The sequence below is a fragment of the Pseudomonas sp. S1(2024) genome (assembly GCF_046557535.1).
This window is the reverse complement of record NZ_JBKGFP010000007.1, coordinates 1-25,984: the sequence shown is the minus strand read 5'-3', so window position 1 is coordinate 25,984 and position 25,984 is coordinate 1. Positions and strand designations below refer to the sequence as shown.

The 25,984-nt window shown below is 62.4% G+C and carries 25 protein-coding genes; 14 read left to right on the top strand and 11 right to left on the bottom strand.

The features are described 5' to 3' along the window. Positions 1–62 precede the first annotated feature (62 nt). The 3 genes from ACLCGK_RS04930 to ACLCGK_RS04920 are packed head-to-tail and all read left to right on the top strand — an operon-like array spanning position 63 to position 3,073. The gene (locus tag ACLCGK_RS04930; protein WP_015268429.1) at positions 63–947 is read left to right on the top strand and encodes an MBL fold metallo-hydrolase; all 885 of its coding nucleotides are present in this window, start codon (positions 63–65) and stop codon (positions 945–947) included. Positions 948–986: 39 nt separating this feature from the next. Next, positions 987–2,258, top strand: a complete 1,272-nt coding sequence (locus ACLCGK_RS04925) for an FAD/NAD(P)-binding oxidoreductase (protein WP_410951400.1) — start codon at positions 987–989, stop codon at positions 2,256–2,258. Further along, positions 2,255–3,073, top strand: a complete 819-nt coding sequence (locus ACLCGK_RS04920; RefSeq protein WP_410951399.1) for a sulfite exporter TauE/SafE family protein — start codon at positions 2,255–2,257, stop codon at positions 3,071–3,073. Before ACLCGK_RS04925 ends, ACLCGK_RS04920 begins: the two co-directional genes overlap by 4 nt. Here the strand turns inward: ACLCGK_RS04920 and ACLCGK_RS04915 are convergent. Next, a complete protein-coding gene (locus tag ACLCGK_RS04915) occupies positions 3,062–3,949 on the bottom strand; it encodes a LysR family transcriptional regulator (RefSeq protein WP_013970255.1) in 888 nt (295 codons plus the stop codon). The genes ACLCGK_RS04920 and ACLCGK_RS04915 overlap by 12 nt on opposite strands. A 232-nt stretch (positions 3,950–4,181) precedes the next feature. Here ACLCGK_RS04915 and ACLCGK_RS04910 point away from each other — a divergent pair, with 232 nt between their 5' ends. Together ACLCGK_RS04910 and ACLCGK_RS04905 are read left to right on the top strand one after the other, a co-directional pair. Further along, positions 4,182–5,828: a GMC family oxidoreductase gene (locus ACLCGK_RS04910; RefSeq protein ID WP_410951398.1), complete on the top strand. Its 1,647-nt coding sequence runs from the start codon at positions 4,182–4,184 to the stop codon at positions 5,826–5,828. A 98-nt stretch (positions 5,829–5,926) separates the two neighbouring features. Then, positions 5,927–7,546: an MFS transporter gene (locus ACLCGK_RS04905; protein WP_410951397.1), complete on the top strand. Its 1,620-nt coding sequence runs from the start codon at positions 5,927–5,929 to the stop codon at positions 7,544–7,546. A gap of 323 nt (positions 7,547–7,869) precedes the next feature. Here the strand turns inward: ACLCGK_RS04905 and ACLCGK_RS04900 are convergent, their stop codons facing one another. From ACLCGK_RS04900 to glyQ, 4 genes are read right to left on the bottom strand one after another with little or no spacing between them, the layout of a single operon-like run. Continuing rightward, positions 7,870–8,655 carry a lysophospholipid acyltransferase family protein gene (locus ACLCGK_RS04900; RefSeq protein WP_025337179.1) on the bottom strand — a complete coding sequence of 262 codons (786 nt, stop codon included), beginning with the start codon at positions 8,653–8,655 and terminating at the stop codon, positions 7,870–7,872. Positions 8,656–8,701: 46 nt separating this feature from the next. Next, positions 8,702–9,229, bottom strand: coding sequence for a D-glycero-beta-D-manno-heptose 1,7-bisphosphate 7-phosphatase (gmhB, locus tag ACLCGK_RS04895; RefSeq protein ID WP_015268435.1), 528 nt, complete (start codon positions 9,227–9,229; stop codon positions 8,702–8,704). Between the two features lie 3 nt (positions 9,230–9,232). Continuing rightward, entirely contained in the window at positions 9,233–11,284 is a 2,052-nt protein-coding gene (gene glyS / locus ACLCGK_RS04890; protein WP_003260006.1) for a glycine--tRNA ligase subunit beta, read from the bottom strand. Then, positions 11,281–12,228, bottom strand: coding sequence for a glycine--tRNA ligase subunit alpha (glyQ, locus tag ACLCGK_RS04885; protein WP_013970261.1), 948 nt, complete (start codon positions 12,226–12,228; stop codon positions 11,281–11,283). Before glyQ ends, glyS begins: the two co-directional genes overlap by 4 nt. A gap of 83 nt (positions 12,229–12,311) precedes the next feature. Between glyQ and ACLCGK_RS04880 the strand changes: the two genes are divergently transcribed. Next, positions 12,312–12,863, top strand: a complete 552-nt coding sequence (locus ACLCGK_RS04880) for a DNA-3-methyladenine glycosylase I (protein ID WP_003260004.1) — start codon at positions 12,312–12,314, stop codon at positions 12,861–12,863. Positions 12,864–12,904: 41 nt separating this feature from the next. Further along, positions 12,905–13,792 (top strand): lysophospholipid acyltransferase, encoded by an 888-nt coding sequence (locus tag ACLCGK_RS04875; RefSeq protein ID WP_003260003.1) that lies wholly within the window; start codon positions 12,905–12,907, stop codon positions 13,790–13,792. Positions 13,793–13,889: 97 nt separating this feature from the next. Here the strand turns inward: ACLCGK_RS04875 and ACLCGK_RS04870 are convergent, their stop codons facing one another. Genes ACLCGK_RS04870 through def form a run of 5 tightly spaced genes read right to left on the bottom strand, consistent with a single transcriptional unit; the run spans position 13,890 to position 18,419 of the window. Further along, complete coding sequence (locus ACLCGK_RS04870; RefSeq protein WP_015268437.1) at positions 13,890–14,204, bottom strand: tetratricopeptide repeat protein; 315 nt, start codon at positions 14,202–14,204, stop codon at positions 13,890–13,892. Positions 14,205–14,215: 11 nt separating this feature from the next. Beyond that, positions 14,216–15,589 carry a Trk system potassium transporter TrkA gene (gene trkA, locus ACLCGK_RS04865; protein WP_410951396.1) on the bottom strand — a complete coding sequence of 458 codons (1,374 nt, stop codon included), beginning with the start codon at positions 15,587–15,589 and terminating at the stop codon, positions 14,216–14,218. Positions 15,590–15,612: 23 nt separating this feature from the next. Then, entirely contained in the window at positions 15,613–16,923 is a 1,311-nt protein-coding gene (gene rsmB / locus ACLCGK_RS04860; protein ID WP_410951395.1) for a 16S rRNA (cytosine(967)-C(5))-methyltransferase RsmB, read from the bottom strand. Then, positions 16,920–17,852 (bottom strand): methionyl-tRNA formyltransferase, encoded by a 933-nt coding sequence (gene fmt, locus ACLCGK_RS04855; RefSeq protein WP_410951394.1) that lies wholly within the window; start codon positions 17,850–17,852, stop codon positions 16,920–16,922. Before fmt ends, rsmB begins: the two co-directional genes overlap by 4 nt. A 60-nt stretch (positions 17,853–17,912) precedes the next feature. Beyond that, on the bottom strand, positions 17,913–18,419 hold the full coding sequence (def, locus tag ACLCGK_RS04850; RefSeq protein ID WP_003260000.1) for a peptide deformylase: 507 nt from the start codon (positions 18,417–18,419) through the stop codon (positions 17,913–17,915). A gap of 207 nt (positions 18,420–18,626) precedes the next feature. On the opposite strand from def, the gene dprA reads away from it, so the two are divergent. From dprA to ACLCGK_RS04830, 4 genes are all read left to right on the top strand, one after another. Beyond that, positions 18,627–19,724 (top strand): DNA-processing protein DprA, encoded by a 1,098-nt coding sequence (dprA, locus tag ACLCGK_RS04845; protein ID WP_410951393.1) that lies wholly within the window; start codon positions 18,627–18,629, stop codon positions 19,722–19,724. Between the two features lie 42 nt (positions 19,725–19,766). Further along, on the top strand, positions 19,767–20,324 hold the full coding sequence (locus tag ACLCGK_RS04840) for an L-threonylcarbamoyladenylate synthase (RefSeq protein WP_015268440.1): 558 nt from the start codon (positions 19,767–19,769) through the stop codon (positions 20,322–20,324). Positions 20,325–20,764: 440 nt separating this feature from the next. Next, positions 20,765–21,076 carry a hypothetical protein gene (locus ACLCGK_RS04835; RefSeq protein WP_410951392.1) on the top strand — a complete coding sequence of 104 codons (312 nt, stop codon included), beginning with the start codon at positions 20,765–20,767 and terminating at the stop codon, positions 21,074–21,076. 325 nt (positions 21,077–21,401) lie between these two features. Next, positions 21,402–21,608, top strand: a complete 207-nt coding sequence (locus ACLCGK_RS04830; protein WP_156510855.1) for a hypothetical protein — start codon at positions 21,402–21,404, stop codon at positions 21,606–21,608. A gap of 171 nt (positions 21,609–21,779) precedes the next feature. Here ACLCGK_RS04830 and ACLCGK_RS04825 read toward each other — a convergent pair whose 3' ends face one another. After that, a complete protein-coding gene (locus ACLCGK_RS04825; protein ID WP_410951447.1) occupies positions 21,780–22,745 on the bottom strand; it encodes an NADPH:quinone reductase in 966 nt (321 codons plus the stop codon). Between the two features lie 147 nt (positions 22,746–22,892). On the opposite strand from ACLCGK_RS04825, the gene hemF reads away from it, so the two are divergent. The 3 genes from hemF to ACLCGK_RS04810 all read left to right on the top strand — a co-directional run bounded on the left by hemF (position 22,893) and on the right by ACLCGK_RS04810 (position 25,860). Then, entirely contained in the window at positions 22,893–23,804 is a 912-nt protein-coding gene (gene hemF, locus ACLCGK_RS04820) for an oxygen-dependent coproporphyrinogen oxidase (protein ID WP_019098072.1), read from the top strand. Positions 23,805–23,829: 25 nt separating this feature from the next. Next, the gene (gene aroE / locus ACLCGK_RS04815) at positions 23,830–24,654 is read left to right on the top strand and encodes a shikimate dehydrogenase (protein ID WP_410951391.1); all 825 of its coding nucleotides are present in this window, start codon (positions 23,830–23,832) and stop codon (positions 24,652–24,654) included. Positions 24,655–24,909: 255 nt separating this feature from the next. Next, positions 24,910–25,860, top strand: a complete 951-nt coding sequence (locus ACLCGK_RS04810) for an IS110 family transposase (protein ID WP_410951390.1) — start codon at positions 24,910–24,912, stop codon at positions 25,858–25,860. The last annotated feature ends 124 nt before the right edge of the window (positions 25,861–25,984 follow it).

Here is a 25,984-nt window from a genome sequence, read left to right as displayed (position 1 = left end):
TGATAAACCTCCTGGCACTGCCTACGCCTGTACAAGGCTGGGCGGATAAATTGGAGAACGCGATGATCATCGGCAACAACCTGCACGTGGACGCCTTTTACGACAAGGCGACCTCGACCATCAGCTACTTGGTCATGGACGGCGAAACGCGCAAGTGTGCGTTGATCGACAGTGTCCTGGACTATGACCCCAAGTCGGGGCGTACCTGCACTGCTTCGGCGGACCAGTTGATTAACCGGGTGAAGGAGCTGCGAGCTGACGTGCAGTGGGTGCTGGAAACCCATGTGCATGCCGACCACCTTTCGGCGGCGGCCTATTTGAAGGAAAAGCTTGGCGGCCATACCGCCATCGGCGCGCATATCACCCAGGTACAGAAAGTGTTCGGTGCCCTGTTCAACGCCGAGCCTGGCTTCGCCCGCGATGGCAGCCAGTTCGATGTGCTGTTCGAGGACGAGGAAGGTTTCCGCATTGGCAACCTGCATGCCCGTGCGTTGCACACCCCGGGGCACACACCTGCGTGCATGAGCTTCATGATCGAGGACGCCGGCGAGACAGCGGTGTTCGTCGGCGACACCCTGTTCATGCCCGACTACGGTACTGCCCGTTGCGACTTCCCTGGGGCTGATGCTCGCACCCTGTACCGCTCGATCCGTCGCCTGCTGGCCTTCCCCGACCAGACCCGGCTGTTCATGTGCCACGACTACCTGCCAGGTGGCCGTGACATGCAGTACGTCACCACCGTGGCCGAGCAGCGCGCCAACAATATTCATATCCACCAGGGCATCGATGAGGACAGCTTCGTCGCCATGCGTGAAGCCCGCGACAAGACCCTCGACATGCCCGTGCTGATCCTGCCTTCGGTGCAGGTAAACATGCGCAGCGGCCAGTTCCCCGCGCCGGAAGATAACGGTGTGAGCTACCTGAAGATTCCGCTGAACAAGCTGTGACCGCCCTGCCCCATAACCAGATTTACAGGATTTACCGCCATGCCTGCCTTGTTGTCCCCTGCCAATACCGACCACCACAAAGTGGTCATCGTCGGTGCCGGCGCCGCCGGAATCGCCACCGCTTCCAGCTTGATCAGCCGTGACCCGTCGCTGGATGTGACCTTGATCGACCCCGCCGAAGTGCATTACTACCAGCCCGGCTGGACCATGGTCGGTGCCGGTGTGTTCAATGCGCCAAGCACTGCTCGCACCATGGCCTCGACCATTCCACGCGGCGTTCGCTGGATAAAGGCACGTGTGCAGGGGTTCGACCCGCTGGGCCAACTGGTCCTCCTCGAAGGCGGCCGCGCCATCAGTTATGAACAGTTGGTGGTCTGCCCCGGCCTCAAGCTGGATTGGGCGGCCATTGATGGCCTCAGCGAGACCTTGGGCCGCAATGGCGTCACCTCCAACTACCGCTACGACCTGGCACCCTATACCTGGGAACTGGTGCAGAAGCTCAAGCAAGGCCGAGCGCTGTTCTGCCAGCCGCCCATGCCGATCAAGTGCGCAGGCGCCCCGCAGAAGGCGCTGTACCTGTCTTGCGACCACTGGCTGCGGCATGGTCACCTGGGGGCTGTGAAAGCCAGTTTCTTCAATGCCGGCGCAGTATTGTTCGGTGTGGCGGACTACGTGCCCGCATTGATGAAGTACATCGACAAGTACGCCGTGGATCTCAATTTTTCCCATCGCCTGGTCGCCGTGGACGGCCCGAACAAGCGCGCCACCTTCGTGCGCACCTTGGCCGATGGCAGCAGCGAAACCCGTATCGAGGCCTTCGACATGCTGCACGTGGTACCGCCGCAGGTAGCACCGGACTTCATTCGTGAAAGCCCGTTGGCCGACAGCGCCGGCTGGGTCGATGTCGACCCGCACACCCTGCGCCATCGTCACTTCACCAATGTCCATGCCCTTGGGGACGTGACCAACACCAGCAATGCCAAGACCGCCGCCGCTGCACGCAAGCAGGCTCCGGTCGTGGCCAACAATGTACTGGTGGCCCTGGGCAGGTTGCCTACCCTTGCCCAGTACGATGGTTATGGCTCGTGCCCGCTCACAGTCGAGCGCGGCAAGATCGTCCTGGCCGAGTTCACCTATGGCGGCAAGCTGGCTCCAAGCTTCCCCAACTGGTTGCTGGATGGCCGCAAGCCGACACGTCTGGCCTGGTTGCTCAAGGCGCAGGTGCTGCCACCCTTGTACTGGAAAGGCATGCTCAAGGGCCGCGAGTGGCTGGCACGGCCACAGCCGTTGGTAGCCGAGGGTCGTCAGTGATCGAACATCAAATACTGGGAGCGGGCCTGGGCGCGATCATCGGTGCCGTGCTGGCGTTGACCGGTGCCGGCGGTGGCATTCTCGCAGTGCCTTTGCTGGTGTTCGGCCTGGGGCTGTCGATGGTCGAGGCGGCACCGGTCGGCCTGCTGGCCGTAGGCATGGCGGCAGCGGTGGGTGCTGTGCTGGGCTTGCGGCAGGGCCTGGTGCGCTACCGGGCGGCGCTGTTCATCGCATTGATCGGTGTGGCAGCGGCGCCGTTCGGGCTGATGCTGGCGCACCGCCTGCCGAACACGCCACTGCAGTTGGTGTTCGCCGGGGTGTTGGTGTATGCCTGCCTGCGTATCTGGCGCAAGGCGGCCAAGGAACTGCGCGGCGAAGCCAATGATGCCCATCGCTACATCGAACCCTGCGTGCTGAACCCGCTGCAGGGCCGTTTGCGCTGGACCCTGCCCTGCGCGCGCGCCCTGGCCTTCACCGGCGCATTGTCCGGGCTGCTGTCCGGCCTGCTGGGCGTGGGCGGTGGCTTTGTCATCATCCCGGCCCTTAACCGCTACACCAACCTGCGGATGGCCAGCATCGTCTCCACTTCGCTGGCGGTGATCGCGCTGGTGTCCACCGGCAGTGTGGTCAGCGCCAGCCTCGCAGGGGTCATGCACTGGCAGGTTGGCGCCCCGTTCGCCGTCGGTGCGGTGCTCGGCCTGCTGCTGGCGCGGCCATTGGCGACCAGGCTGGCCGGGCCGCGCTTGCAGCAGATGTTTGCCGTGGCCGGTTGGGCTGCGGCCCTGCTGCTGTCCGGCAAGGCGCTACTGGGCTAGCAGCTCGCTCTGTTCTGCCGCGCACAGCGCCAGCAGGTAGTCCCACACTACCCGCAGGCGCACTGACTTGTGCAGTTCGCGGCGGGTGCAGATCCAGTAGCTGCGCTGGATGGTTTCGCCAGGCAGCACGCGCACCAGCGTCGGGTCGTGGCGGGCCATGTAGTTGGGCAGTACGGCGATGCCCAACCCGGCGCGGGCGGCGGTTTGCTGGGCGATCACGCTGGTGCTGCGAAACACCACGTTGGGGGCCCGGCAGAAGCTGTTGAGAAACAGCAGTTCCTGGCTGAACAGCAAGTCATCGACGTAGCCGATCCAGCTGTGCCGGGCCAGGTCCTCGCGGTTACGCAGCGGGGGCGCGCGATCCAGGTAGTCCTGGCTGGCGTACAGGGCCAGGCGATAGTCAGTGAGCTTGCGGGTGATCAGCAGGTCGGCGTTGGGCCGTTCCAGGTGGATGCTGATCTCCGCCTCGCGGTTGAGGATGCTGACGAAGCGCGGCACTGCCACCAGCTCCACTTCCAGGCCGGGGTAGCGGTCGAACAGCGCATTCATGCGCGGGGTGAAGAACATGATGCCGATGCCTTCGGTCACCCCCAGGCGAATCTTGCCCAGCGGCGTGATGGCCTGGGTGATTTCTTCCTGCGCCAGCAGGGCGACGTTTTCCATGGCTTCGGCGTGCTTGAGCAGGGCCTGGCCCGAGGGGGTCAGTTCATAGCCCTGGGCATGCTGCACGAACAGCGCAGTCCCCAGGCTTTGCTCGATGCTCTCGATGTGCCGGGCCACGGTGCTGTGGGTGGTGTTGAGGCGCTTGGCGGCGGTAAGCAGGCGGCCGCTGCGCTGCAACTCGAGGAAAAACCGCAGATCGTTCCAGTCGAACATGCTGATCCTTTTTGGCAGTTCGTTCCGGCCTCTTTGGCGGGGAGAAACACCCCCCCCCCCCCAGAAGGTTGCTGTTTTTTGTGGGGGACCCCCCCCCCCCCAAAAAGAGGCCAGTACAGACTTACCACTGTGCTAAAACGCACAGCGGCTGCGCGAAATCTCGTGTTTCCTCCACGAAATTACTCACTAAGATGGATCGGGACAAGAATAATAATCAGGCCCGAGGTTGCACATGCCATCAGCCGATTCTGTCTTCGACTACGTGGTCGTAGGTGCCGGTCCCGCCGGTTGCCTGTTGGCCAATCGTTTGTCCGCCGATCCTTCCTGCCGAGTACTGCTGCTGGAAGCGGGTGGGCGCGACAACTATCCCTGGATCCATATCCCCGTCGGTTACCTCTATTGCATCGGCAACCCGCGCACCGACTGGTGCTTCAAGACCGAGGCGCAGCCCGGCCTGGGCGGTCGTGCGCTGGGCTATCCACGCGGCAAGGTGCTGGGTGGCTGCTCCTCGATCAACGGCATGATCTACATGCGCGGCCAGGCCGCCGACTACGACCGTTGGGCCGAGCAAGGCAACGACGGCTGGGCCTGGAAGGACGTACTGCCGCTGTTCAAGGCCAGTGAAAGCCATTTTGCCGGCGCCAGCGAGCACCACGGTGGTGATGGCGAATGGCGGGTCGAGCGCCAGCGCTACAGTTGGCCGATCCTCGATGCCTTCCGTGATGCCGCCGAGCAAAGCGGCATCGGCAAGGTCGATGACTTCAATACCGGCGACAACCAGGGCTGTGGATATTTCCAGGTCAACCAGCGCAGCGGTGTGCGCTGGAACGCTTCCAAGGCTTTCCTGCGGCCGATCAAGGACCGCCCCAACCTCACCGTGCTGACCGGCGTTCAGGTTGACCAGGTGCTGCTCAACAACACCCGTGCACGGGCGGTAAAGGCGTTCTGGCAGGGTGCCTGGCACGAGTTTGCGGCACGTCGCGAGATCATCCTCTGTGCGGGTGCTGTGGGCTCTCCCGGTATCCTGCAGCGCTCCGGCATCGGCCCGCGGCAGTTACTGGAAAGCCTGGGCATTGGCGTGCGTCACGACATGCCCGGTGTTGGCGGCAACCTGCAGGATCACCTGCAGCTGCGCCTGATCTACCAGATCCGCAATTCCCGTACCCTGAACCAGATGGCCAACAGCCTGTGGGGCAAGATGGGCATGGGCCTGCGCTACCTCTATGACCGCAGTGGCCCGCTGGCCATGGCCCCGAGCCAACTGGGCGCGTTCGTGCGTTCGAGCCCGGAGCAGGCCACTGCCAACCTGCAGTACCACGTGCAGCCGCTGTCACTTGAACGCTTCGGCGAGCCACTGCACAGGTTCCCGGCCTTTACCGCCTCGGTGTGCAACCTGCGCCCGGCCAGCCGCGGGCGTATCGATATCCGCAGCAGCGACATGAACAGCACGCCGCTGATCGACCCCAACTACCTCAGCGACCCCCAGGACCTGCGCGTCGCCGCCGATGCCATTCGTCTTACCCGGCGTATCGTCCAGGCCCCTGCCCTCGCTGCGTTCGACCCAAAGGAATACCTGCCGGGCCCAGCCCTGCAAACCGAAGAAGAGCTGTTCGAAGCCGCCGGCAAGATCGGCACGACCATCTTCCACCCGGTCGGCACCTGCCGCATGGGCAATGGCGAACTGGACGTTGTGGATAACCAACTGCGCGTGCACGGCATCCCCGGCCTGCGCGTGGCGGACGCCTCGATCATGCCGCAGATCACCTCTGGCAATACTTGTTCACCCACCCTGATGATCGCCGAGAAGGCGGCGCAACTGATCCTCAAAGGAGCTGCCACCCAGACCTATTTGAACGAAGACGCGATACCGACGCCCTGACCCCGGGTGCGTGCAGTACCGGCAGCTGGCGGTCAGAAGCTGCCGACAGTGGAACAAGAAGAATAATCACTGTGGCCTGCGGGCCGAGGACAGCAACGATGTCGGATTACATCCAAGAGCAGAGTGCGGCGGCCAGCAGCTCCAGCCGTCGTGAAGAACGCAAGATCATTTTCGCGTCATCCCTCGGGACAGTTTTCGAGTGGTATGACTTTTTTCTCTATGGTGCGCTGGCAGCGGTCATCAGCAAGCAGTTCTTCGCTGGCGTGAACGACACCACAGCCTTCATCTTTGCCCTCATGGCCTTTGCCGCCGGCTTCCTGGTGCGTCCGTTCGGTGCGCTTGTGTTCGGCCGGCTGGGCGACATGATCGGGCGCAAGTACACCTTCCTGGTCACCATCGTGCTGATGGGCCTGTCCACCTTCGCGGTGGGGTTGTTGCCCACCTACGCCAGCATCGGCATCGCGGCACCGATCATCCTGGTGGTCCTGCGCATGCTGCAGGGGCTGGCGCTGGGTGGTGAATACGGCGGTGCGGCCACCTATGTGGCCGAGCATGCGCCGCCCGGCAAGCGCGGTTTCCACACGGGTTTCATTCAGTCCACCGCCACCCTTGGCCTGTTGTTGTCGCTGGTGGTGGTGCTGGGCAGCCGCTATATCAGTGGCGACCAGTTCGAAACCTGGGGCTGGCGCCTGCCGTTCCTGCTGTCGATCGTGCTGCTGGCGATTTCCACCTGGATCCGCATGAGCATGCACGAGTCGCCGGCCTTCGTGAAAATGAAGGCCCAGGGCAAGGTCAGCAAGTCGCCGATCCGTGAGTCGTTCACCTCCTGGCCGAACCTTAAAGTGGTGCTCACCGCCCTGTTCAGCATCAACGCCGGGCAGGCCGTGACCTTCTACACGGCGCAGTTCTACGTGCTGTTCTTCATGACCCAGATGCTGAAGATGGACCCGGCCCAGGCCAACACCCTGCTGATCATCAGCGTGGTCATTGGTGCGCCGTTCTTCGTGTTCTTCGGCTGGTTGTCCGACCGTATTGGCCGCAAGCCGATCCTGATGCTCGGCCTGCTCCTGGCCACGGTGCTGTACTTCCCGCTGTTCAAGGCGCTGAGCCACTACGCCAACCCACAGATCGACGCGGCCAGCCGCCAGGCGCCGATCGTGGTCACTGCCGACCCGAGAGGCTGTACTTTCCAGTTCGACCCGGTAGGCAAGGCGCGCTTCGACAGCCCCTGCGACAAGGTCAAGACATTCCTGGTCAAGCAGGGCTTGCCATACAGCTCGGTGGATGTGGCAGGTAGCGATGTGGTGGTGAACATCGGTGACAAGACCATCAACGGCTTCGACGAAGCGGCCATGCGTGCGGCGGTGGAACAGGCTGGCTACCCGGCCAAGGCCGACCCTGGGCAGGTCAACCAAGTGATGGTGGTGGTGCTGATCGTGGCGATGATCCTGATCGCGACCATGACCTATGGCCCGCTGGCGGCGGTGATGGTCGAGCTGTTCCCCACTCGCATCCGCTACACCTCCATGTCACTGCCCTACCACATTGGCAACGGCTGGTTCGGTGGCTTCCTGCCAACGGTGTCGTTCGCGCTGGTGGTGTACACCGGGGATATCTTCTATGGGCTGTGGTACCCGGTGCTGGTGACCGGGATCAGCCTGGTGGTGGGGATCTTCTGCCTGAAAGAAACCAGGGATGTGGATATCGACAAGATCTGACGGTTGGCACGGGCTTCTTGTAGGAGCGGCTTTGTGTCGCGAAAGGGCTGCAAAGCGGCCCCGGGGCATCAGCAGTGATGCACAAATTGCTGGGGCTGCCTTGCAGCCCTATCGCGACACAAGGCCGCTCCTACACCGATCACCTACACCCGCATGAGCCCATAAAAAAACCGGCTGTAAAAGCCGGTTTTCTTATGCCCCAAAAAAACTTATGCACGATTTTCAGAAAAATGTCATACACAGAAATAAATAGCTAATTCAAACACTTAGCGATCACTTCTGGCTTTTAATCCAAAAACAGTTCACAAGTTATCCACAGATGGTCAGGCCATCTGTTCCTGGGGTTTTTCCTCTGCTGGCGGCAGCGAACCCATGGCCCGCTGGGTCGCTTCGTTCCACGCCGCAGCGCGGTCGTTGAGCTCGGCAATGGCCCGTGGCCCGGTGCCGTTGGCGTACATCGGCTCGCCAATCACCACCTCGATTGTGCCCGCGCGCTTGCCCCAGCCGGTCTTGGGCCAGAACTTGCCGGCGTTATGGGCAATCGGCAGCACCGGCAGGCCGGCATTCACTGCCAGCGCGGTACCGCCACGGGAGAACTTGCCCATGGTGCCGAATGGCACGCGGGTGCCTTCCGGGAAGATCAGCACCCAGGTCTTCTGCTTGAGCAGCTCGTCACCCTTGCTGGCTACCTGGCGCAGGGCTTCCTTGGGGTTATCGCGGTTGATCGCGATCGGCCGCAGCATGGCCATGGCCCAACCGAAGAACGGCACGTACAGTAACTCGCGCTTGAGCACCTGGCTCAGCGGCGAGAAATACTGGGAAAGGAAGAAGGTTTCCCAGGTGCTCTGGTGGTTGGACAGGATCACGCAAGGCTCATCAGGCACGTTCTCGGCGCCAGTGATCTTGTAGTCGATACCCAGGATGGTGCGCACCAGGAACAACGCGCAACGGCACCAGTACACGTTGATGAACTTGTAGCGCTTGGGGAACGACAGGAACGGCGCAACGAAGAAGCTCAGCGAGCACCACAGCAGCGAACTGGTGCCCAGCAGCAGGTAAAAAAGAAAGATTCTGATCGCCTGCAGGATCGACATAGTGGCTTGTACCATTGCGGGGCATGCCCGCCTGAGAAAAATGCGCCCGAAGGCGCACTGTTTAAATTAGTTCTCTGGCGATAGCTGCCAGATCGTCGAAAATCAGTGTAGTTTCCGGGACGCCTTTTTCCAGGGTCCGCTCGCCCTTGCCGGTTTTCACCAACACGGGTTGTGCACCGACGGCCAGGGCGGCCTCCAGGTCACCTTTGCTGTCGCCAACGAACCAGACGCCTTCCAGGCCGACCTGGTAATGCTCGGCGATCGCCCGCAGCATGCCAGGCTTGGGCTTGCGGCAATCGCAGCCTTCGTCCGGCCCGTGCGGGCAATACACGATGTGGCCCACTTCGCCACCCTGCTCGGCCACCAGCGCGCGCAGGCGCGCGTGCATGGCCTCGAGGGTAGTCAGCGCATAGTAGCCACGGGCAATGCCGGACTGGTTGGTGGCCACGGCCACCGTCCAGCCCGCCTTGCTCAACTGCGCGATCGCATCGACCGAGCCAGGGATCGGCACCCACTCGTCCAGCGTCTTGATGTAGGCGTCGGAGTCGTAGTTGATTACTCCGTCACGGTCGAGAATCAGCAGTTTCAAGGCTTACCCCAGCAGCGAAATGTCGGCCACGCCCAGGAACAGGCCGCGCAGGCGGCTGAGCAGGGCATAACGGTTGGCGCGTACCTTGGCATCCTCGGCGTTGACCATCACCGCCTCGAAGAAGGCGTCGACCGGGTCACGCAGGGCCGCCAGGCGGGCCAGCGATTCGCTGTACTGGCGTGCAGCAGCCATCGGTTGCACGGCCTGGTCGGCCTGCTGGATGGCCGAGTACAGGGAGAACTCGTTGGCGTTGTCGAAGTACTTCGGCTCGACGTGATCAGCGATGGCGCCTTCGGCCTTGCTCAGCAGGTTCGACACGCGCTTGTTCACCGCGGCCAGGGCCTCGGCTTCCGGCAGCTTGCGGAAGGCTTGTACAGCCTGCACGCGCTGGTCGAAGTCCAAGGCAGAACCTGGCTGCAGGGCACGGACCGACAGGTAGGTGGCCACGTCGATGCCTTCGTCTTCGTAACGCGCACGCAGGCGGTCGAAGATGAACTCCAGCACCTGTTCGGCCAGGCCGGCGGCCTTGACCTTGGCGCCGAACTGCTTGACCGCGAACTCGACCGCACCGGTCAGGTCCAGGTCCAGCTGTTTCTCGATCAGGATACGCAGCACGCCCAAGGCGGCACGGCGCAGGGCGTACGGGTCCTTGCTGCCGGTAGGCAGCATGCCGATGCCGAAGATGCCGACCAGGGTGTCGAGTTTGTCGGCGATGGCCACCGCAGCACCGGTGAGGGTCTGCGGCAGCTCGGCGCCAGCACCGCGCGGCATGTACTGCTCGTTCAGGGCCAGGGCCACGTCTTCCGGCTCACCGTCGTTGAGCGCGTAGTAGTAACCGGCCACACCCTGCATCTCAGGGAATTCGCCGACCATCTCGGTGGCCAGGTCGCACTTCGACAGCAGGCCGGCGCGGCCGGCGCGCTGGGCGTCGCCGCCGATCAGCGGGGCGATGAAGGCGGCCAGCCTGGAAACGCGCTCGGCCTTGTCGTACACGGTACCCAGCTGAGCCTGGAACACCACGTTCTTCAGGCGCTCGTTGAAGGTTTCCAGCGGCTGCTTCTTGTCCTGCTTGAAGAAGAACTCGGCGTCGGTCAGGCGTGGGCGCACGACCTTCTCGTTGCCTTGCACGATCTGCTTCGGGTCGCGGCTCTCGACGTTGGCCACGGTGATGAAGCGCGGCAGCAGCTTGCCTTCGCTGTCCAGCAGGCAGAAGTACTTCTGGTTGTCCTGCATGGTGGTGATCAGGGCTTCCTGCGGCACTTCGAGGAAGCGCTCCTCGAACGAGCACACCAGCGGCACTGGCCACTCGACCAGGGCGGTCACTTCGTCCAGCAGCGCCGGCGGCACGATGGCGCTGCCTTCCTGCTGCATGGCCAGCTCGGCGGTACGCTTGCTGATCAGCTCCCGGCGCTCGGCGAAGTCGGCCAGCACGTAGGCTTTGCGCAGGTCTTCGACGTAGTTGGCCGGGGTGGTGATGACCACGTTTTCCGGGTGGTGGAAGCGGTGGCCACGGGATTCACGGCCTGCCTTCTGCGACAGGATGGTGCAGTCGACCACTTGGTCGCCCAGCAGCATCACCAGCCATTGGGTCGGGCGCACGAACTCTTCACGGCTGGCCGCCCAGCGCATGCGCTTGGGGATCGGCAGGTCGTTGAGCGAGTCTTCGACGATGGTCGGCAGCAGGCCGGTGGTGGCCTTGCCCGGGATGTGCTGGGAGAAGCGCAGCTTGGGGCCGCTCTGGTCGATTTCCGACAGCTCCACACCGCATTTCTTGGCAAAGCCCAAGGCAGCCTGGGTCGGCTCGCCGTCTTTGAAAGCAGCCTGCAGGGGCGGGCCGTCGATATTGATGCTGCGGTCAGGCTGTTGCACGTCCAGCTGGCGGATCAGCACGGCCAAGCGGCGCGGCGCGGCGTAAACCTGCTTGCCGGTGTAGTTCAGGCCAGCGGCCTGCAGGCCCTTCTCGATACCCGCCAGGAAGGCTTCGCCAAGGCTGGCGAGGGCCTTCGGTGGCAGCTCCTCGGTGCCCAGTTCTACCAGGAAATCTTGAGCACTCATTGTGCAGCCTCCAGCTTAGCCAACACTTCGTCACGCAGTTCAGGGGTGGCCATCGGGAAGCCCAGGCGTGCGCGGGCTTGCAGATAGCTTTGCGCCACGTCCCGGGCCAGGGTACGTACACGCAGGATGTAGCGCTGGCGCTCGGTTACCGAGATGGCGCGGCGGGCGTCCAGCAGGTTGAAGGTGTGCGAGGCCTTCAGGACCATTTCATAGGTCGGCAGCGGCAGCTCAAGCTTGATCAGGCGGTTGGCTTCGCTTTCGTAGAAGTCGAACAGCTCGAACAGCTTGTCGACGTTGGCGTGCTCGAAGTTGTAGGTCGACTGCTCCACCTCGTTCTGGTGGAACACGTCGCCGTAGGTGACCTTGCCGAACGGGCCGTCGGCCCACACCAGGTCGTACACCGAGTCGACGCCCTGGATGTACATGGCCAGGCGCTCCAGGCCGTAGGTGATTTCACCAGTGACTGGGTAGCACTCGATGCCGCCTACCTGCTGGAAGTAGGTGAACTGGGTGACTTCCATGCCGTTGAGCCAGATTTCCCAGCCCAGGCCCCAGGCGCCGAGGGTCGGCGATTCCCAGTTGTCTTCGACGAAGCGAATGTCGTGGACCAGCGGGTCCAGGCCGATGGCTTTCAGCGAGCCGAGGTACAGCTCCTGGAAGTTGGCCGGGTTGGGCTTCAGTACCACCTGGAACTGGTAGTAGTGCTGCAGGCGGTTGGGGTTTTCGCCATACCGCCCGTCGGCAGGGCGACGGCTTGGCTGCACATAGGCGGCGTTCCAGGTTTCTGGACCCACGGCGCGCAGGAATGTAGCGGTGTGGAAAGTGCCGGCGCCTACTTCCATATCGTAGGGCTGAAGCACCACACAACCTTGCTCGGCCCAATAGTTCTGCAGGGCGAGGATCAGGTCTTGGAAGGTACGCACGGCTGGCGTAGGCTGGCTCACGAAATTCACCTGTATCTGGGGATGCGGATGTAAAGAGCGGGAGTATAACCTGATTCGCCTCGCCCTCTACTCATTGGAGCCTTATGCCACGCTGCTTTTGGTGTACCGACGATCCGTTGTACCAGGCCTACCATGACCAGGAATGGGGAACGCCCCAGCGTGACCCGGCGTTGCTGTTCGAGATGCTTTTGCTCGAAGGGTTCCAGGCGGGGCTTTCGTGGATCACCGTATTGCGTAAACGCGAGCGTTATCGCGAGGTGATGCACGGCTTCGATCCGGTGAAACTCGCCGTCATGAGCGACGAACGCATCGAGGAGTTGATGCAGGATGCCGGCATCATCCGCAACCGCCTCAAGCTCAAGGCTGCCAGGCGTAATGCCCAGGCCTGGCTGGCTGTGGACAACCCCGCCGACTGGCTCTGGTCATTCGTCGGTGGTGCGCCGAAGATCAACCACTTCACTGGCCGCAGCGAGGTGCCAGCGGTTACCGATGAAGCCAAGGCGATGAGCAAAGCCCTGCAGAAAGCCGGCTTCACGTTCGTTGGCCCTACCATCTGCTATGCCTTCATGCAGGCCACCGGCATGGTCATGGACCACACCACCGATTGCGATCGCTACGCCGCCTTGTTGCGCTGAGGGGTTACAATGCGCGCCTTGCTGAAATAAGGAATTCGCCTGTGGAAAAGTTCAAGGGCGCCCTGATGGTCGGGGTGCTGCGTCTGTTTGCCAAGCTGCCCTGGGGCGCTGTGCAGCGCGTCGGCGCCGGTATTGGCTGGCTGATGTGGAAGATCCCCAACGGCTCGCGCAATGTCGTGCGCATCAACCTCGCCAAGTGCTTCCCGGAGATGGACCCGGCCGAGCGCGAGCAGCTGGTGGGCCGCGCGTTGAAGGATATCGGTAAATCCTTCGTCGAAAGTGCCTGTGCCTGGATCTGGCCGCCGCAGCGCTCGCTGGAGCTGGTCAAGGAAGTGCACGGCCTGGAAGTGCTGGAGCAGGCGTTGGCCTCGGGCAAGGGCGTGGTCGGCATCACCAGCCACCTGGGTAACTGGGAAGTGCTGAACCACTTCTACTGCAACCAGTGCAAACCGATCATCTTCTATCGCCCGCCGAAGCTGAAGGCGGTGGATGACCTGCTGCGCGAGCAGCGGGTGCAGATGGGCAACCGCGTGGCGCCTTCGACCAAGGAAGGCATCCTCAGCGTGATCAAGGAAGTGCGCCGTGGTGGTCAGGTGGGTATTCCTGCCGACCCAGAGCCGGCGGAGTCGGCCGGGGTGTTCGTGCCGTTCCTGGGTACCCAGGCGCTGACCAGCAAGTTCGTTCCGAACATGCTGGCCGGGGGCAAGGCGGTTGGGGTGTTCCTGCATGCCCTGCGGTTGCCTGACGGCTCGGGCTTCAAGGTGTTCCTGGAGGCGGCGCCGGAAGAGATGTACAGCACCGACGTGACCGTGTCGGCGGCGGCGATGAGCAAGGTGGTCGAGCGCTATGTGCGCGAGTACCCGAGCCAGTACATGTGGAGCATGAAGCGCTTCAAGAAGCGCCCGGCTGGCGAGCCACGCTGGTACTGAGATTTTCACTGTCCCCTGTGGGAGCGGGTTTACCCGCGAATGCGTCGGTGAATCTAACATCGCATTCGCGGGTGAACCCGCTCCCACAGGGACCGCGTTAACCTGATGTCTTGCTGAGCTTCTTCAGAAACACGGTCATCTCTTTCTCGGCCTGCTTGTCCCCATGGGCCTGCGCCGCCACGATCCCCTCCTCCCAGGCCTTGCGCGCCGCCGCCAGGTCACCCTGCAGCTGATGCGCCTTGCCCAGCAGCTTCCACGCCGCCGAGTACTTCGGGTCCTGTTCCACGCACCGTGCCAGATGCACCGCCGCTTCAGCACCATTGCCTTCGTCCAGCCAGGCCTTGCCCAGGCCGAACCTCAACAACGGGTTATCCACACCCTTGGCCAACATCTTCTCCAGCGATTCGCGCATGCCCTGTGCTCCTAGAAGAAACTCAAGCCGACGTGGAACAGCTTCTCCACATCCCGGATATTTTTTTTGTCCACAACGAACAGGATCACATGGTCGCCCGATTCGATCATGGTGTCGTCGTGGGCAATCATCACCTCTTCGTCACGAATGATCGCGCCGATGGTGGTGCCCGGTGGCAGCGCGATGTCTTCGATCGCCTTGCCGACCACCTTGCTCGACTTCGAATCCCCGTGCGCCACCGCTTCGATCGCCTCGGCCGCGCCGCGGCGCAGCGAGTGTACGCTGACGATGTCGCCCCGGCGCACGTGCGCCAGCAGGGTGCCGATGGTGGCCAACTGTGGGCTGATGGCAATGTCGATGTCGCCACCCTGCACCAGGTCGACATAGGCCGGGTTGTTGATGATAGTCATCACCTTGCGGGCGCCCAGGCGCTTGGCCAGCAGCGACGACATGATGTTGGCCTCGTCGTCGTTGGTCAGGGCCAGGAAGATGTCGGCGTCGGCGATGTTCTCCTCCAGCATCAGGTCCTTGTCCGAGGCGCTGCCCTGCAGCACCACGGTGCTTTCCAGGGTGTCGGAGAGGTGTCGGCAACGGGCCGGACTCATCTCGATGATCTTCACCTGGTAGCGGCTTTCGATGGCCTCGGCCAGGCGTTCGCCGATCTGCCCGCCACCGGCGATGACCACACGCTTGTTGGTTTCGTCGATACGGCGCAGCTCACCCATCACCGCGCGGATGTCCTTCTTCGCGGCGATGAAGAACACTTCGTCGTCTGCTTCGATCACCGTGTCGCCCCGCGGGGTGATCGGGCGGTCGCGGCGGAAGATGGCCGCCACGCGGGTGTCGACGTTGGGCATGTGCGCGCGGATCTGGCGCAGTTGCTGGCCTACCAGCGGGCCACCGTAGTACGCCTTCACTGCCACCAGCTGGGCCTTGCCTTCTGCGAAGTCGATCACCTGCAGCGAGCCTGGGTGCTCGATCAGGCGCTTGATGTAGTTGGTCACCACCTGCTCGGGGCTGATCAGTACGTCGACCGGGATATGGTCGTTGTCGAACAGCTCTTCGCGGGTCAGGTAGGCCGACTCGCGCACCCGGGCAATTTTTGTTGGGGTGTGGAAAAGCGAATAGGCCACCTGGCAGGCGACCATGTTGGTTTCGTCGCTGTTGGTTACCGCCACCAGCATGTCGGCGTCGTCGGCACCGGCCTGGCGCAGCACCGTAGGCAGCGAGCCGCGGCCTTGAACGGTGCGGATATCCAGGCGGTCGCCCAGGTCGCGCAGGCGGTCGCCGTCAGTGTCGACCACGGTGATGTCGTTGGCTTCGCTGGCCAGGTGCTCCGCCAGCGTACCGCCTACCTGTCCTGCGCCGAGGATGATGATCTTCATCCGCTACTCCCTACCTTTTGTTTTTATCCGCGCGAGGCGGCGATCTTGATCAGCTTGGCATAGTAGAAACCGTCGTGGCCGCCTTCCTGGGCCAGCAACTGGCGGCCGTGGGGCTGGCGCAGGCCGGCTTCGGTGGCCAGGTCCAGCTCACGGGCGCCCGGGGTGCGGGCAAGGAAGGCATCGATCACTTCGGTGTTCTCGGTCGGCAGGCTGGAGCAGGTGGCGTACAGCAGCATGCCGCCCACTTCCAGGGTCGGCCACAGGGCATCGAGCAGCTCGCCTTGCAGCGTGGCCAGGGCCGGGATGTCGTCGGCCTGACGGGTCAGCTTGATGTCAGGGTGGCGGCGGATCACGCCGGTGGCCGAACAGGGGGCATCGAGCAGAATGCGCTGGAACGGCTTGCCGTCCCACCAGCTGGCGGTGTTGCGGGCATCGCAGGCGATCAGCTCGGCGTCCAATTGCAGGCGGTCGAGGTTCTCGCGCACGCGGGTCAGGCGCTTGGCTTCGAGGTCGATGGCCACCACGTGGGCCAGGCCGGCTTCGGCTTCCAGCAGGTGGCAGGTCTTGCCACCCGGTGCACAGCAGGCGTCGAGCACGCGCTGGCCGGGGGCCAGTTCCAGCAGGTCGGCGGACAGCTGCGCGGCTTCGTCCTGCACGCTCACCCAGCCTTCGGCAAAGCCTGGCAGGCCGCGCACATCGCAGGCTTCGGCCAACACGATACCGTCACGGCTGTACTGGCAGGCGCTGGCGCCAACGCCTGCCTCGGCCAGCAGTGCCAGGTAGGCATCGCGGCTGTGGTGGCGACGGTTGACCCGCAGGATCATCGGCGGGTGGGCGTTGTTGGCGGCGCAGATGGCCTCCCACTGCTCTGGCCAGAAGGCCTTGAGCGACTTCTGCAGCCAGCGCGGGTGGGCAGTGCGTACCACCGGGTCGCGCTCCATGCCGGCCAGCAATTCTTCGCCTTCGCGTTGGGCGCGACGCAGCACGGCATTGAGCAGGCCTTTGGCCCACGGTTTCTTCAGCTTGTCGGCACAGCCGACGGTCTCGCCGATGGCAGCGTGGGCCGGGATACGGCTGTAGAACAGCTGGTACAGGCCGACCAGCAGCAACGCCTGCACATCGGCATCGGCGGCCTTGAACGGCTTCTGCAGCAGCTGCGCCGCCAGCAGGTCCAGGCGTGGCTGCCAGCGCGCGGTGCCGAATGCCAGGTCCTGGGTCAGGCCGCGGTCGCGTTCATCGACCTTGTCCAGTTGCGCTGGCAGCGAACTGTTCAGCGAGGCCTTGCCACTGAGTACAGCGGCAAGGGCACGGGCGGCGGCGAGACGTGGGTTCATTGGCCCAGCACCTTGCCGCTGGCGAATTTCTCGCGACGGCTGTTGAACAGGTCGCTGAAGTTCAGTGCCTTGCCGCCGGGCAGTTGCAGACGGGTCAGGCTCAGTGCCTGGTCACCGCAGGCGACAACCAGGCCGTCCTTGCTGGCGGAGAGGATCTCACCCGGGTTGCCTATCGCTGTGGACAAGTTGGCGGCCAGCACTTTCACGCTTTCGCCATCGAGGGTGCTGTGGCACACCGGCCACGGGTTGAAGGCACGGATCAGGCGTTCCAGCTCGACGGCCGGGCGGCTCCAATCGATGCGCGCTTCGTCCTTGTTCAGCTTGTGCGCGTAGGTGGCCAGGGCATCGTCCTGCACTTCACCCTGCAGCGAACCATCGGCCAGGCCGGCGATGGCTTGTACGACTGCGGGCGGGCCCATCTCGGCCAAGCGGTCGTGCAGGCTGCCGCCGGTGTCCTCGGCGCTGATCGGCGTGACCACCTTGAGCAGCATCGGGCCGGTGTCCAGGCCCGCTTCCATACGCATCACGGTCACACCGCTCTCGGCGTCGCCGGCTTCCACGGCGCGCTGGATCGGTGCGGCACCGCGCCAGCGGGGCAGCAGGGAAGCATGGCTGTTGATACAGCCCAGGCGCGGGATATCCAGCACCACCTGCGGCAGGATCAGGCCGTAGGCGACCACTACCATCAGGTCCGGCTTCAGCGCCGCAAGTTCGGCCTGGGCTTCGGCGTTGCGCAGGGTCGGCGGTTGGAACACCGGGATGTCATGGGCCACAGCCAGTTGCTTGACCGGGCTCGGCATCAGCTTCTGGCCACGGCCAGCGGGGCGGTCGGGCTGGGTGTAGACGGCCACGATCTCGTACGGGCTGTCGAGCAAGGCCTTGAGGTGTTCGGCGGCAAACTCTGGAGTGCCTGCAAAGACGATGCGCATGGAGTTCTCGCTTCAAAAAAGAAAAAGGCTTGCCGGAGCAAGCCTTCTGGAAGGTGGGGATCAGGCTTGCTGGCGGTGCTGCTTTTCCAGCTTCTTCTTGATCCGGTCGCGCTTGAGCTGCGACAGGTAGTCGACGAACAGCTTGCCGTTGAGGTGATCGAATTCATGCTGTACGCACACCGCCAGCAGGCCTTCGCACTCCAGCTCGTATGGCTTGCCGTCGCGGTCCTGGGCCTTGACCCGCACACGCAGCGGGCGGTCGACGTTCTCGTAGAAGCCAGGTACCGACAGGCAGCCTTCCTGGTACTGGCCCATGTCGTGGGTCAGCTCTTCGACCGTGGGGTTGATGAAGACGCGCGGCTCGCTGCGGTCTTCACTGAGGTCCATGACCACGACCTGCTGGTGCACGTTGACCTGGGTGGCGGCCAGGCCGATGCCAGGGGCTTCGTACATGGTTTCAAACATGTCGTCGATCAGCTGACGCAGGGCGTCGTCGAACACCGTCACCGGCTTGGCGATGGTGCGCAGGCGCGGGTCCGGGAATTCGAGAATGTTCAAGATGGCCATAAGGTCAGGCAGTCACTGTGCGTTCGGTTGAAAACTGAGCACACATAATAAAGGGAAACGGGGATTTCAGCACCTGTGAAAGCTCGTCTAGGGTTTTCAGGGCCAGCTTATTGCCCATTCGATGGACAGGTTGTCAAAGCGTTATCAACAAAGTTATCCACAGTTTGTGCCACGTCGATGGCCCCGATTCGATCAAGGATGATCCCCATGCAGACCTACCATTCGTCGCCTCTTCCGCCTGCCGAACTGGAGGCCCGATTACGCCTGCACCGGCTGCCGGATACGGGATTGCGTCGCTTTAACACCTTGCTTGAGGCTTTTGGCAGTGCCTCTTCGGCACTGTGTGCACCCGCCGGCGCCTGGCGCGCATTGGGCATACCCCAGGCCACCATCGATGCCCGGCGCAGTGCCGAAGTTCGTGAGGGTGCACTGGCCGCAATGGCCTGGCTAGAGCGCCCTAGCCAGCATTTACTGATGTGGGATGGCCCTGGCTACCCGCCACTATTGGCGGAAATCGACGATGCCCCTCCACTGCTTTTCGTCGCTGGCAACCCGGCCTTGCTCGAGCGCCCACAGCTGGCAATTGTGGGCAGCAGGCGTGCTTCACCCCCAGCACTCGACACTGCTGCGGCATTTTCCCGCTACCTGGCGCAGGCCGGTTTCACCATTACTAGCGGCTTGGCCGTGGGTATCGACGGTGCCGCTCATCGGGCCGCATTGCAGGCTGGCGGGGGCACGATTGGCGTGCTCGGTACGGGGTTGCAAAAACTTTATCCACAGCGCCACAAATCGCTTGCGCAAGCGATGATCGACAACGGTAGCGCGCTGGTTTCCGAGTACCCGTTGGATGCCGGGCCGCTACCTGGCAACTTCCCGCGGCGCAATCGCATCATCAGTGGCCTGTCGCTGGGCGTGCTGGTGGTCGAGGCAAGCCTGGCCAGTGGTTCGCTGATCACCGCACGCCTGGCTGCCGAGCAAGGCCGCGAGGTGTATGCCATACCGGGCTCCATCTACCACCCCGGGGCCAAAGGCTGCCACCAGTTGATCCGTGACGGCGCGCTGCTGGTGGAGAGCGTGGAGCAGATACTGGAAAGCCTGCAGGGCTGGCAGAACCTGCCGCCTGCGGTTGTGGATAAATTCGACCATCCCCTGCTCGCCCTGCTGCACGCTGCGCCACAAACCAGCGAAAGCCTGGCCCACTGCAGCGAGCTGCCGCTGGCCGACGTGCTGGCGCAGCTGACCGAACTGGAGCTGGAAGGCCGGGTCAGCAATGAAGCCGGGCGTTGGTTTGCCCGCGCGGGCTAAGTACACTGCTCACAAGCAAGGTATATAGGCGGAGTAACAGAAATGGTGAGCAGTTTTCGTGTGCAACAAGCCGCACGTGAGATCCGGGCGGGCGCAGTGATCGCCTATCCGACGGAAGCGGTCTGGGGCCTGGGCTGCGACCCGTGGAACGAGGACGCGGTGTATCGCCTGCTGGCGCTGAAGTCGCGGCCTGTGGATAAAGGCCTGATCCTGGTAGCCGACAACATCCGCCAGTTCGACTTCTTGTTTGAGGATTTCCCCGAAGACTGGATCGACCGCATGGGCAGCACCTGGCCGGGGCCGAACACCTGGCTGGTGCCGCACCAGGACCTGTTGCCCGAATGGGTTACCGGGCAACATGACACCGTGGCACTGCGGGTCAGTGACCACCCGGTGGTACGTGAGCTGTGTGCGTTGGTGGGGCCGTTGATTTCCACTTCGTGCAACCCGGGCGGGCGCCCGGCGGCTAAGACCCGGTTGCGGGTGGAGCAGTACTTCCATGGGCAGCTGGATCTGGTACTGGGCGGGGCCTTGGGTGGAAGGAAGAACCCGAGTGTGATTCGCAACCTGGCCACAGGCGAAGTCGTTCGGCCAGGCTAACTCATACCCACAGGCCTGGCCGGGACCTCCTGTGGGAGCGGGCGAGCCCGCGAAGAATCCAACGCGGTGCCTGGCACGGGCTGCGCCCGTGTTCGCGGGCATGCCCGCTCCCACAGGTCAGGGCCAAGCCCCCCAGATTTTTCTGATTTTATCCCGAATGGCTGTCCAGCTTGCGGCTTGGGAAATATCCTACAAGCCGCGTCCCCTGCCATCACCTTCTCAGTGGGAACCAGTGCCTCTAGGCTTCATCCGTCGCTGAATACCTTGGCGATCGGGTGTGGTAGCCCGGATGCATTTTTTCCATGGCAGTCTATGGCGGCTGTGCGTGGGAGGCTTTCGAGCCTGCCTGGATTGGAAAATGCCCGGGTCTACCACCTCGCGTACAGTTGCCACCCATTCACGTGGTAGTGATTGGTGGCGGCAATGAGGAGCATTTTCCAATGATGAAGAAAATAGTCCCCGATCCACCGCTTCCCTGCACCTCTACTCGCCCCTTCGGCCGCTGCGATGCCGGCCACGAACCGCTGTTCACCGTAAACCCGAACATTTCCGCCGAGGACGCCTTGGTTCATGTAGCTCTGTATCTGCGAGGCGCCTACGAAACGGGCTCGAAAGCCCTTGAGTACCTGCGCGAAGAAGGCCGTGGCATGTATTGGTCGAGCCTGCATTCCATTGAATTGGCAGAGGGATTGGTGGAGGCGATTCTCGATGGTATCGAGTCGATACCAACCACCCGTTCTCCACAGGCATAGCGCCCTATTCAAGGCCGACGCAGTACCTGTGGGAGCGGGGCCGGCGTAGCCGGTGCCATTCACCGCGGTGTACGACCGGAGACATCCTTTGAACTGGTTTTCGCTGGCCGATCCGGCGATGGAAAAATCATTGTACTAGTTCACCCCTATGCGCCAATTTGCTCGACTCACTCACAGCGCGCCGACTCCCTAGCTGCTATCGGCAAACTGTATTGACTCTGTGCTAACACAATACTTGAAAATAGAGAACTATTAAAAATGCCAGTTGTTTGGTTTTGTTTTATTAGACACAGTTGACCTGCACTTACAACTGAGGTGTTTTGAAATGAATTATGAATATAGTGTGCTGGTGTTGAGTGGTGGAGTACCAGGGACGCCGCTTCCGGTCAATGATGCGGAATTCCTGTTCAAGCATCTAGAAAAAGACTCTAATTTAAATGTTTCTGGAAAAAATTACGTGGTTTCTGGTAAGACTGTAATGGTTGGAGCGGGAAGTACTTATAAGTGCGCCCTGGGTGTAAAAGAGATCTGAAGGCTATTATCTGAAATTTGCGTTCGCCTGATTATCGTTGTGACGATTTCTTGACAAAGAATTAAGGCAATGGTATTGCTCCGCTCGCCTGTTTTAACGATCAAACGCAGCAATACCACTGCCAAAATTCTTATTTTATATATAGGCTTGATAAGCCGAATTGTACTTCTCTCAAGGTAAGAGAACCGTCGACCCCACCGTACGCCGTGCCGACAACTCGCTCTGCGCCTTGGCCGCCTCACTCAGCGGATACCGCTGCTGGATATCCACTACCAGTTTCCCACTACCAATCATCGCAAACAGGTCATCGGCCATGGCCTGGGTATTCTCGGCATTGTTGGCATAGCTCGCCAACGTCGGTCGGGTCACATACAGCGAACCCTTCTGCGCCAGAATTCCCAGGTTCACCCCGCTCACAGCCCCCGAGGCATTGCCAAAGCTCACCATCAACCCGCGCGGCTGCAGGCAATCCAGCGAGGTCAGCCAGGTGTCGGCACCCACACCGTCATACACCACCGGGCATTTCTTGCCGTCGGTCAGCTCCAGCACCCGCTTGGCCACGTCTTCACGGCTGTAGTCGATGGTCGCCCAAGCCCCCAGCGCCTTGGCCCGCTCGGCCTTCTCGGCAGAACTCACGGTACCGATCAGCTTGGCGCCCAAGGCCTTGGCCCACTGGCACGCCAACGAACCCACACCACCAGCTGCTGCGTGGAACAGGATCACGTCACCCGCCTTCACCTCATAGGTCTGCTTCAGCAGGTACTGCACGGTCAAACCCTTGAGCATCACCGCCGCTGCCTGCTCGAAGCTGATATTGTCGGGCAGCTTCACCAAGTTGGCTTCCGGCAGCGTATGCACCTCGCTGTACGCGCCCAACGGGCCGCCGGCATGGGCCACGCGGTCACCCACTTTCAGCCGGGTCACGCCCTCGCCCACGGCCTCGACCACGCCAGCCGCTTCAGTGCCCAGCCCTGAAGGCAGGGATGGCGGTGCATACAGCCCGCTGCGGAAGTAGGTATCGATGAAGTTCAGGCCGATCGCATGGTTACGTACACGCACCTGCTGTGGCCCTGGCGGGGCTGGTTCGAATTCCACAAACTGCAGCACTTCCGGGCCGCCATGCTGGCTGAACTGGATACGCTTGGCCATCTCGCACTCCTGTCGTATGGGTCGGGAAAAGGCCTTCTATCGGACGCCTTTGCTTGATCGCCGTCAACTGCGGCGCGCGGGCTGGGGGTGGTATGCTACGCGGCGAATTCTTCCCTGCCCGTTCCTGGTGACCCGATGACTAGCCGCACCGAGGCCGTGAAAGCCTACCTGCTCGACCTGCAAGACCGCATCTGCTCTGCCCTCGAAGCTGAAGACGGCGGCGCCCGCTTCGTCGAGGACGCCTGGGTGCGCGAAGCCGGTGGAGGGGGCCGCACGCGGGTGATCGGCGATGGCAAGGTGATCGAGAAAGGCGGGGTCAACTTTTCCCACGTGTTCGGCGCCGGTCTGCCGCCGTCGGCCAGTGCCCACCGCCCCGAGCTGGCGGGCCGTGGCTTCGAGGCCCTGGGGGTGTCGCTGGTGATCCACCCGCACAACCCGCATGTGCCCACTTCCCACGCCAACGTGCGCTTCTTCATCGCCGAAAAGGAAGGTGAAGAGGCTGTCTGGTGGTTCGGCGGCGGCTTCGACCTGACCCCGTACTACGGCAATGAAGAAGACTGCATCCACTGGCACCGTGTGGCCGAGCAGGCCTGCGCGCCGTTCGGTGCCGACGTGTACCCCCGCTACAAGGCCTGGTGCGACCGCTACTTCCACCTCAAGCACCGTGGCGAGCCACGCGGCATCGGTGGCTTGTTCTTCGATGACCTGAACGAGTGGGACTTCGACACCTGCTTCGCCTTCATCCGCGCCATCGGCGACGCCTACGTCAACGCCTACCTGCCGATCATCCAGCGCCGCAAGGACACCCCTTACACCCCGCAGCAGCGCGAGTTCCAGGAATACCGCCGTGGCCGCTACGTGGAGTTCAACCTGGTCTACGACCGTGGCACCCTGTTCGGCCTGCAGTCCGGTGGCCGCACCGAGTCCATCCTCATGTCGCTGCCGCCGCAGGTGCGCTGGGGCTACGACTGGAAGGCCGCGCCCGGCAGTGAAGAAGCGCGCCTGACCGAGTACTTCCTGCAGGACCGCGACTGGCTCGGCCAGTAAGCCTGTGGACAATCAAGGAGCCGTCATGGACCAGTACGTCGTTTTTGGTAACCCCATCGGCCACAGCAAGTCGCCGCTGATCCATCGCCTGTTCGCCGAACAGACCGGCCAGGACCTGGAATACGCCACCCTGCTGGCGCCGCTGGACGAGTTCAGTGACTGCGCACGCGGCTTCTTCAAGCAAGGCCGCGGTGCCAACGTCACCGTGCCGTTCAAGGAAGAGGCCTACCGCCTGTGCGACAGCCTGACCCCGCGTGCCCAGCGCGCTGGCGCGGTGAACACGCTGAGCAAGCTGGCCGATGGCAGCCTGCAGGGCGACAACACCGATGGCGCTGGCCTGGTGCGCGACCTGACGGTGAATGCCGGGGTCGAGCTGGCGGGCAAACGCATTCTGATCCTGGGTGCTGGTGGTGCGGTGCGTGGCGTGCTGGAGCCGATCCTTGCGCACAAGCCGCAGTCGCTGGTGATTGCCAACCGTACCGTGGAAAAGGCCGAGCAGCTGGCGCGTGAGTTCGATGAGCTGGGGCCGGTGGTGGCCAGCGGGTTTGCCTGGTTGCAGGAACCGGTGGATGTGATCATCAATGCCACCTCGGCGAGCCTGGCCGGTGAGTTGCCGCCGATTGCCGACAGCCTGGTCGAGGCGGGGCGCACGGTTTGCTACGACATGATGTATGGCAAGGAGCCTACGCCGTTTTGCCAGTGGGCAGAGAAGCTGGGGGCGGCCAAGGTGCTGGATGGGCTGGGGATGCTGGCTGAGCAGGCGGCTGAGGCGTTCTTTATCTGGCGTGGGGTGCGGCCGGATACGGCGCCAGTGTTGGCTGAGTTGCGCCGGCAGCTGGCTCGCGGCTGAGATTGCCGGGGCCGCCTTGCGGCCCATCGCAGGCAAGCCAGCTTGTGTCTTCAAGGTCTCTTAAACTCGAAAGGGTGAGAGCAGTGGATGGCAGACTGAAAGCCAGATGTGCTCTAAAGCACGAGTGGGAGCCTAGTCGCCATCCACCTCTCACTCTGACCTAAGCCCGAACAGTTGAATGAGTGGCGAACTCGTAGTCACAAGCTAGGGCTAAGTCAGAGTGCTCTCACTTCTTGAGTGTAAGAGGGCTTGGCGATGATTTCCTACTTCGTTGGTCTCGACGTTTCGAAAGCGACTCTGGATGTGGGCTTTCTTCCTGAAAGTATTCCCCAGTTCCAGGTCAGGAATGACCCAGAGGGCTTTGCGCAACTGATCGCATGCCTGAACGAGCTTGAGGTCGAACGGGTCTTGCTGGAAGCCACTGGTGGCTATGAACGAGCCGTATTCAAAGCCTTGCGACTGGAGGGTTTGAACGTCATCAGGGTCAACCCCAAGCGCTGTCGGGACTATGCGAGTGCCATGGGCAAAATTGCCAAGACTGACAAGATCGACGCCCAGATGCTGGCGCGGTTTGCCAGGGATTTCGAGGACTTGCCGCAGATAGAGCCTAATCAAGATCGGGATGAACTGGGAGAGCTCATCAAACTCCGTGGCAATCTTGTCCAGCATCGGGATGATGACAAGCGTCGGATGAAACAAACCACTTCAGTTACGGCCATTACCGTTTATACCGAGCATGTCGCTTACCTGAATGATCAGATTAAGGCTTTGGACAAGGCGATTGAGCGCGCCTCGAACGTGCTGGATCGCACGACAGCCATGCGGCTAAGGTCTGTGAAAGGGATTGGCGTCATCAGTTGTGGCACCTTCATGGCCTACCTACCTGAGCTGGGACGCGTGACGGGGCGCGAAATTGCAGCCTTGGCTGGGTTAGCGCCGTACAACAAAGACAGCGGCAAGAAGAGTGGCCCGAGGAAGATCGAAGGCGGGCGTTACAGAGTCCGCAAGGCGGCCTACATGTCGATCTGGTCAATGATCCAGCATGTCCCAGAAGTTAGAACCCGCTATGAAGACCTGATAGCCCGAGGCAAGTGCGCAAAAGTTGCCGCAGTGGCGTGCATGCGCGTGTTGCTGGTGCGCCTGAACGCAATGCTGCGTGACGGAACGGAGTGGAAAGAGCTCAAGCCTCAGGTACCCGCAACCTGATCACGAACGAGGATCGATTTTCTACAAATGCGGGCTTCGCCAACGACACCGCTACGCGGTATCGAGCGAAGCCCTGCCCGAATGGCACGCTTGAAAATAAATTTCTAAAGACAGTTGCTCCCAC

What these genes read in the sequence shown, in the direction of transcription:
- ACLCGK_RS04870 (WP_015268437.1), bottom strand. Translation starts at nt 14,204, where the DNA reads ATGCGCGAATCGCTGGAGAAGATGTTGGCCAAGGGTGTGGATAACCCG.
- hemF (WP_019098072.1), top strand. Translation starts at nt 22,893, where the DNA reads ATGACTAGCCGCACCGAGGCCGTGAAAGCCTACCTGCTCGACCTGCAA.
- ACLCGK_RS04930 (WP_015268429.1), top strand. Translation starts at nt 63, where the DNA reads ATGATCATCGGCAACAACCTGCACGTGGACGCCTTTTACGACAAGGCG.
- dprA (WP_410951393.1), top strand. Translation starts at nt 18,627, where the DNA reads ATGCAGACCTACCATTCGTCGCCTCTTCCGCCTGCCGAACTGGAGGCC.
- rsmB (WP_410951395.1), bottom strand. Translation starts at nt 16,923, where the DNA reads ATGAACCCACGTCTCGCCGCCGCCCGTGCCCTTGCCGCTGTACTCAGT.
- ACLCGK_RS04830 (WP_156510855.1), top strand. Translation starts at nt 21,402, where the DNA reads ATGAATTATGAATATAGTGTGCTGGTGTTGAGTGGTGGAGTACCAGGG.
- ACLCGK_RS04900 (WP_025337179.1), bottom strand. Translation starts at nt 8,655, where the DNA reads ATGGTACAAGCCACTATGTCGATCCTGCAGGCGATCAGAATCTTTCTT.
- trkA (WP_410951396.1), bottom strand. Translation starts at nt 15,589, where the DNA reads ATGAAGATCATCATCCTCGGCGCAGGACAGGTAGGCGGTACGCTGGCG.
- ACLCGK_RS04925 (WP_410951400.1), top strand. Translation starts at nt 987, where the DNA reads ATGCCTGCCTTGTTGTCCCCTGCCAATACCGACCACCACAAAGTGGTC.
- ACLCGK_RS04915 (WP_013970255.1), bottom strand. Translation starts at nt 3,949, where the DNA reads ATGTTCGACTGGAACGATCTGCGGTTTTTCCTCGAGTTGCAGCGCAGC.
- glyS (WP_003260006.1), bottom strand. Translation starts at nt 11,284, where the DNA reads ATGAGTGCTCAAGATTTCCTGGTAGAACTGGGCACCGAGGAGCTGCCA.
- ACLCGK_RS04910 (WP_410951398.1), top strand. Translation starts at nt 4,182, where the DNA reads ATGCCATCAGCCGATTCTGTCTTCGACTACGTGGTCGTAGGTGCCGGT.
- ACLCGK_RS04905 (WP_410951397.1), top strand. Translation starts at nt 5,927, where the DNA reads ATGTCGGATTACATCCAAGAGCAGAGTGCGGCGGCCAGCAGCTCCAGC.
- ACLCGK_RS04810 (WP_410951390.1), top strand. Translation starts at nt 24,910, where the DNA reads ATGATTTCCTACTTCGTTGGTCTCGACGTTTCGAAAGCGACTCTGGAT.
- def (WP_003260000.1), bottom strand. Translation starts at nt 18,419, where the DNA reads ATGGCCATCTTGAACATTCTCGAATTCCCGGACCCGCGCCTGCGCACC.
- fmt (WP_410951394.1), bottom strand. Translation starts at nt 17,852, where the DNA reads ATGCGCATCGTCTTTGCAGGCACTCCAGAGTTTGCCGCCGAACACCTC.
- aroE (WP_410951391.1), top strand. Translation starts at nt 23,830, where the DNA reads ATGGACCAGTACGTCGTTTTTGGTAACCCCATCGGCCACAGCAAGTCG.
- ACLCGK_RS04835 (WP_410951392.1), top strand. Translation starts at nt 20,765, where the DNA reads ATGATGAAGAAAATAGTCCCCGATCCACCGCTTCCCTGCACCTCTACT.
- ACLCGK_RS04880 (WP_003260004.1), top strand. Translation starts at nt 12,312, where the DNA reads ATGCCACGCTGCTTTTGGTGTACCGACGATCCGTTGTACCAGGCCTAC.
- ACLCGK_RS04840 (WP_015268440.1), top strand. Translation starts at nt 19,767, where the DNA reads ATGGTGAGCAGTTTTCGTGTGCAACAAGCCGCACGTGAGATCCGGGCG.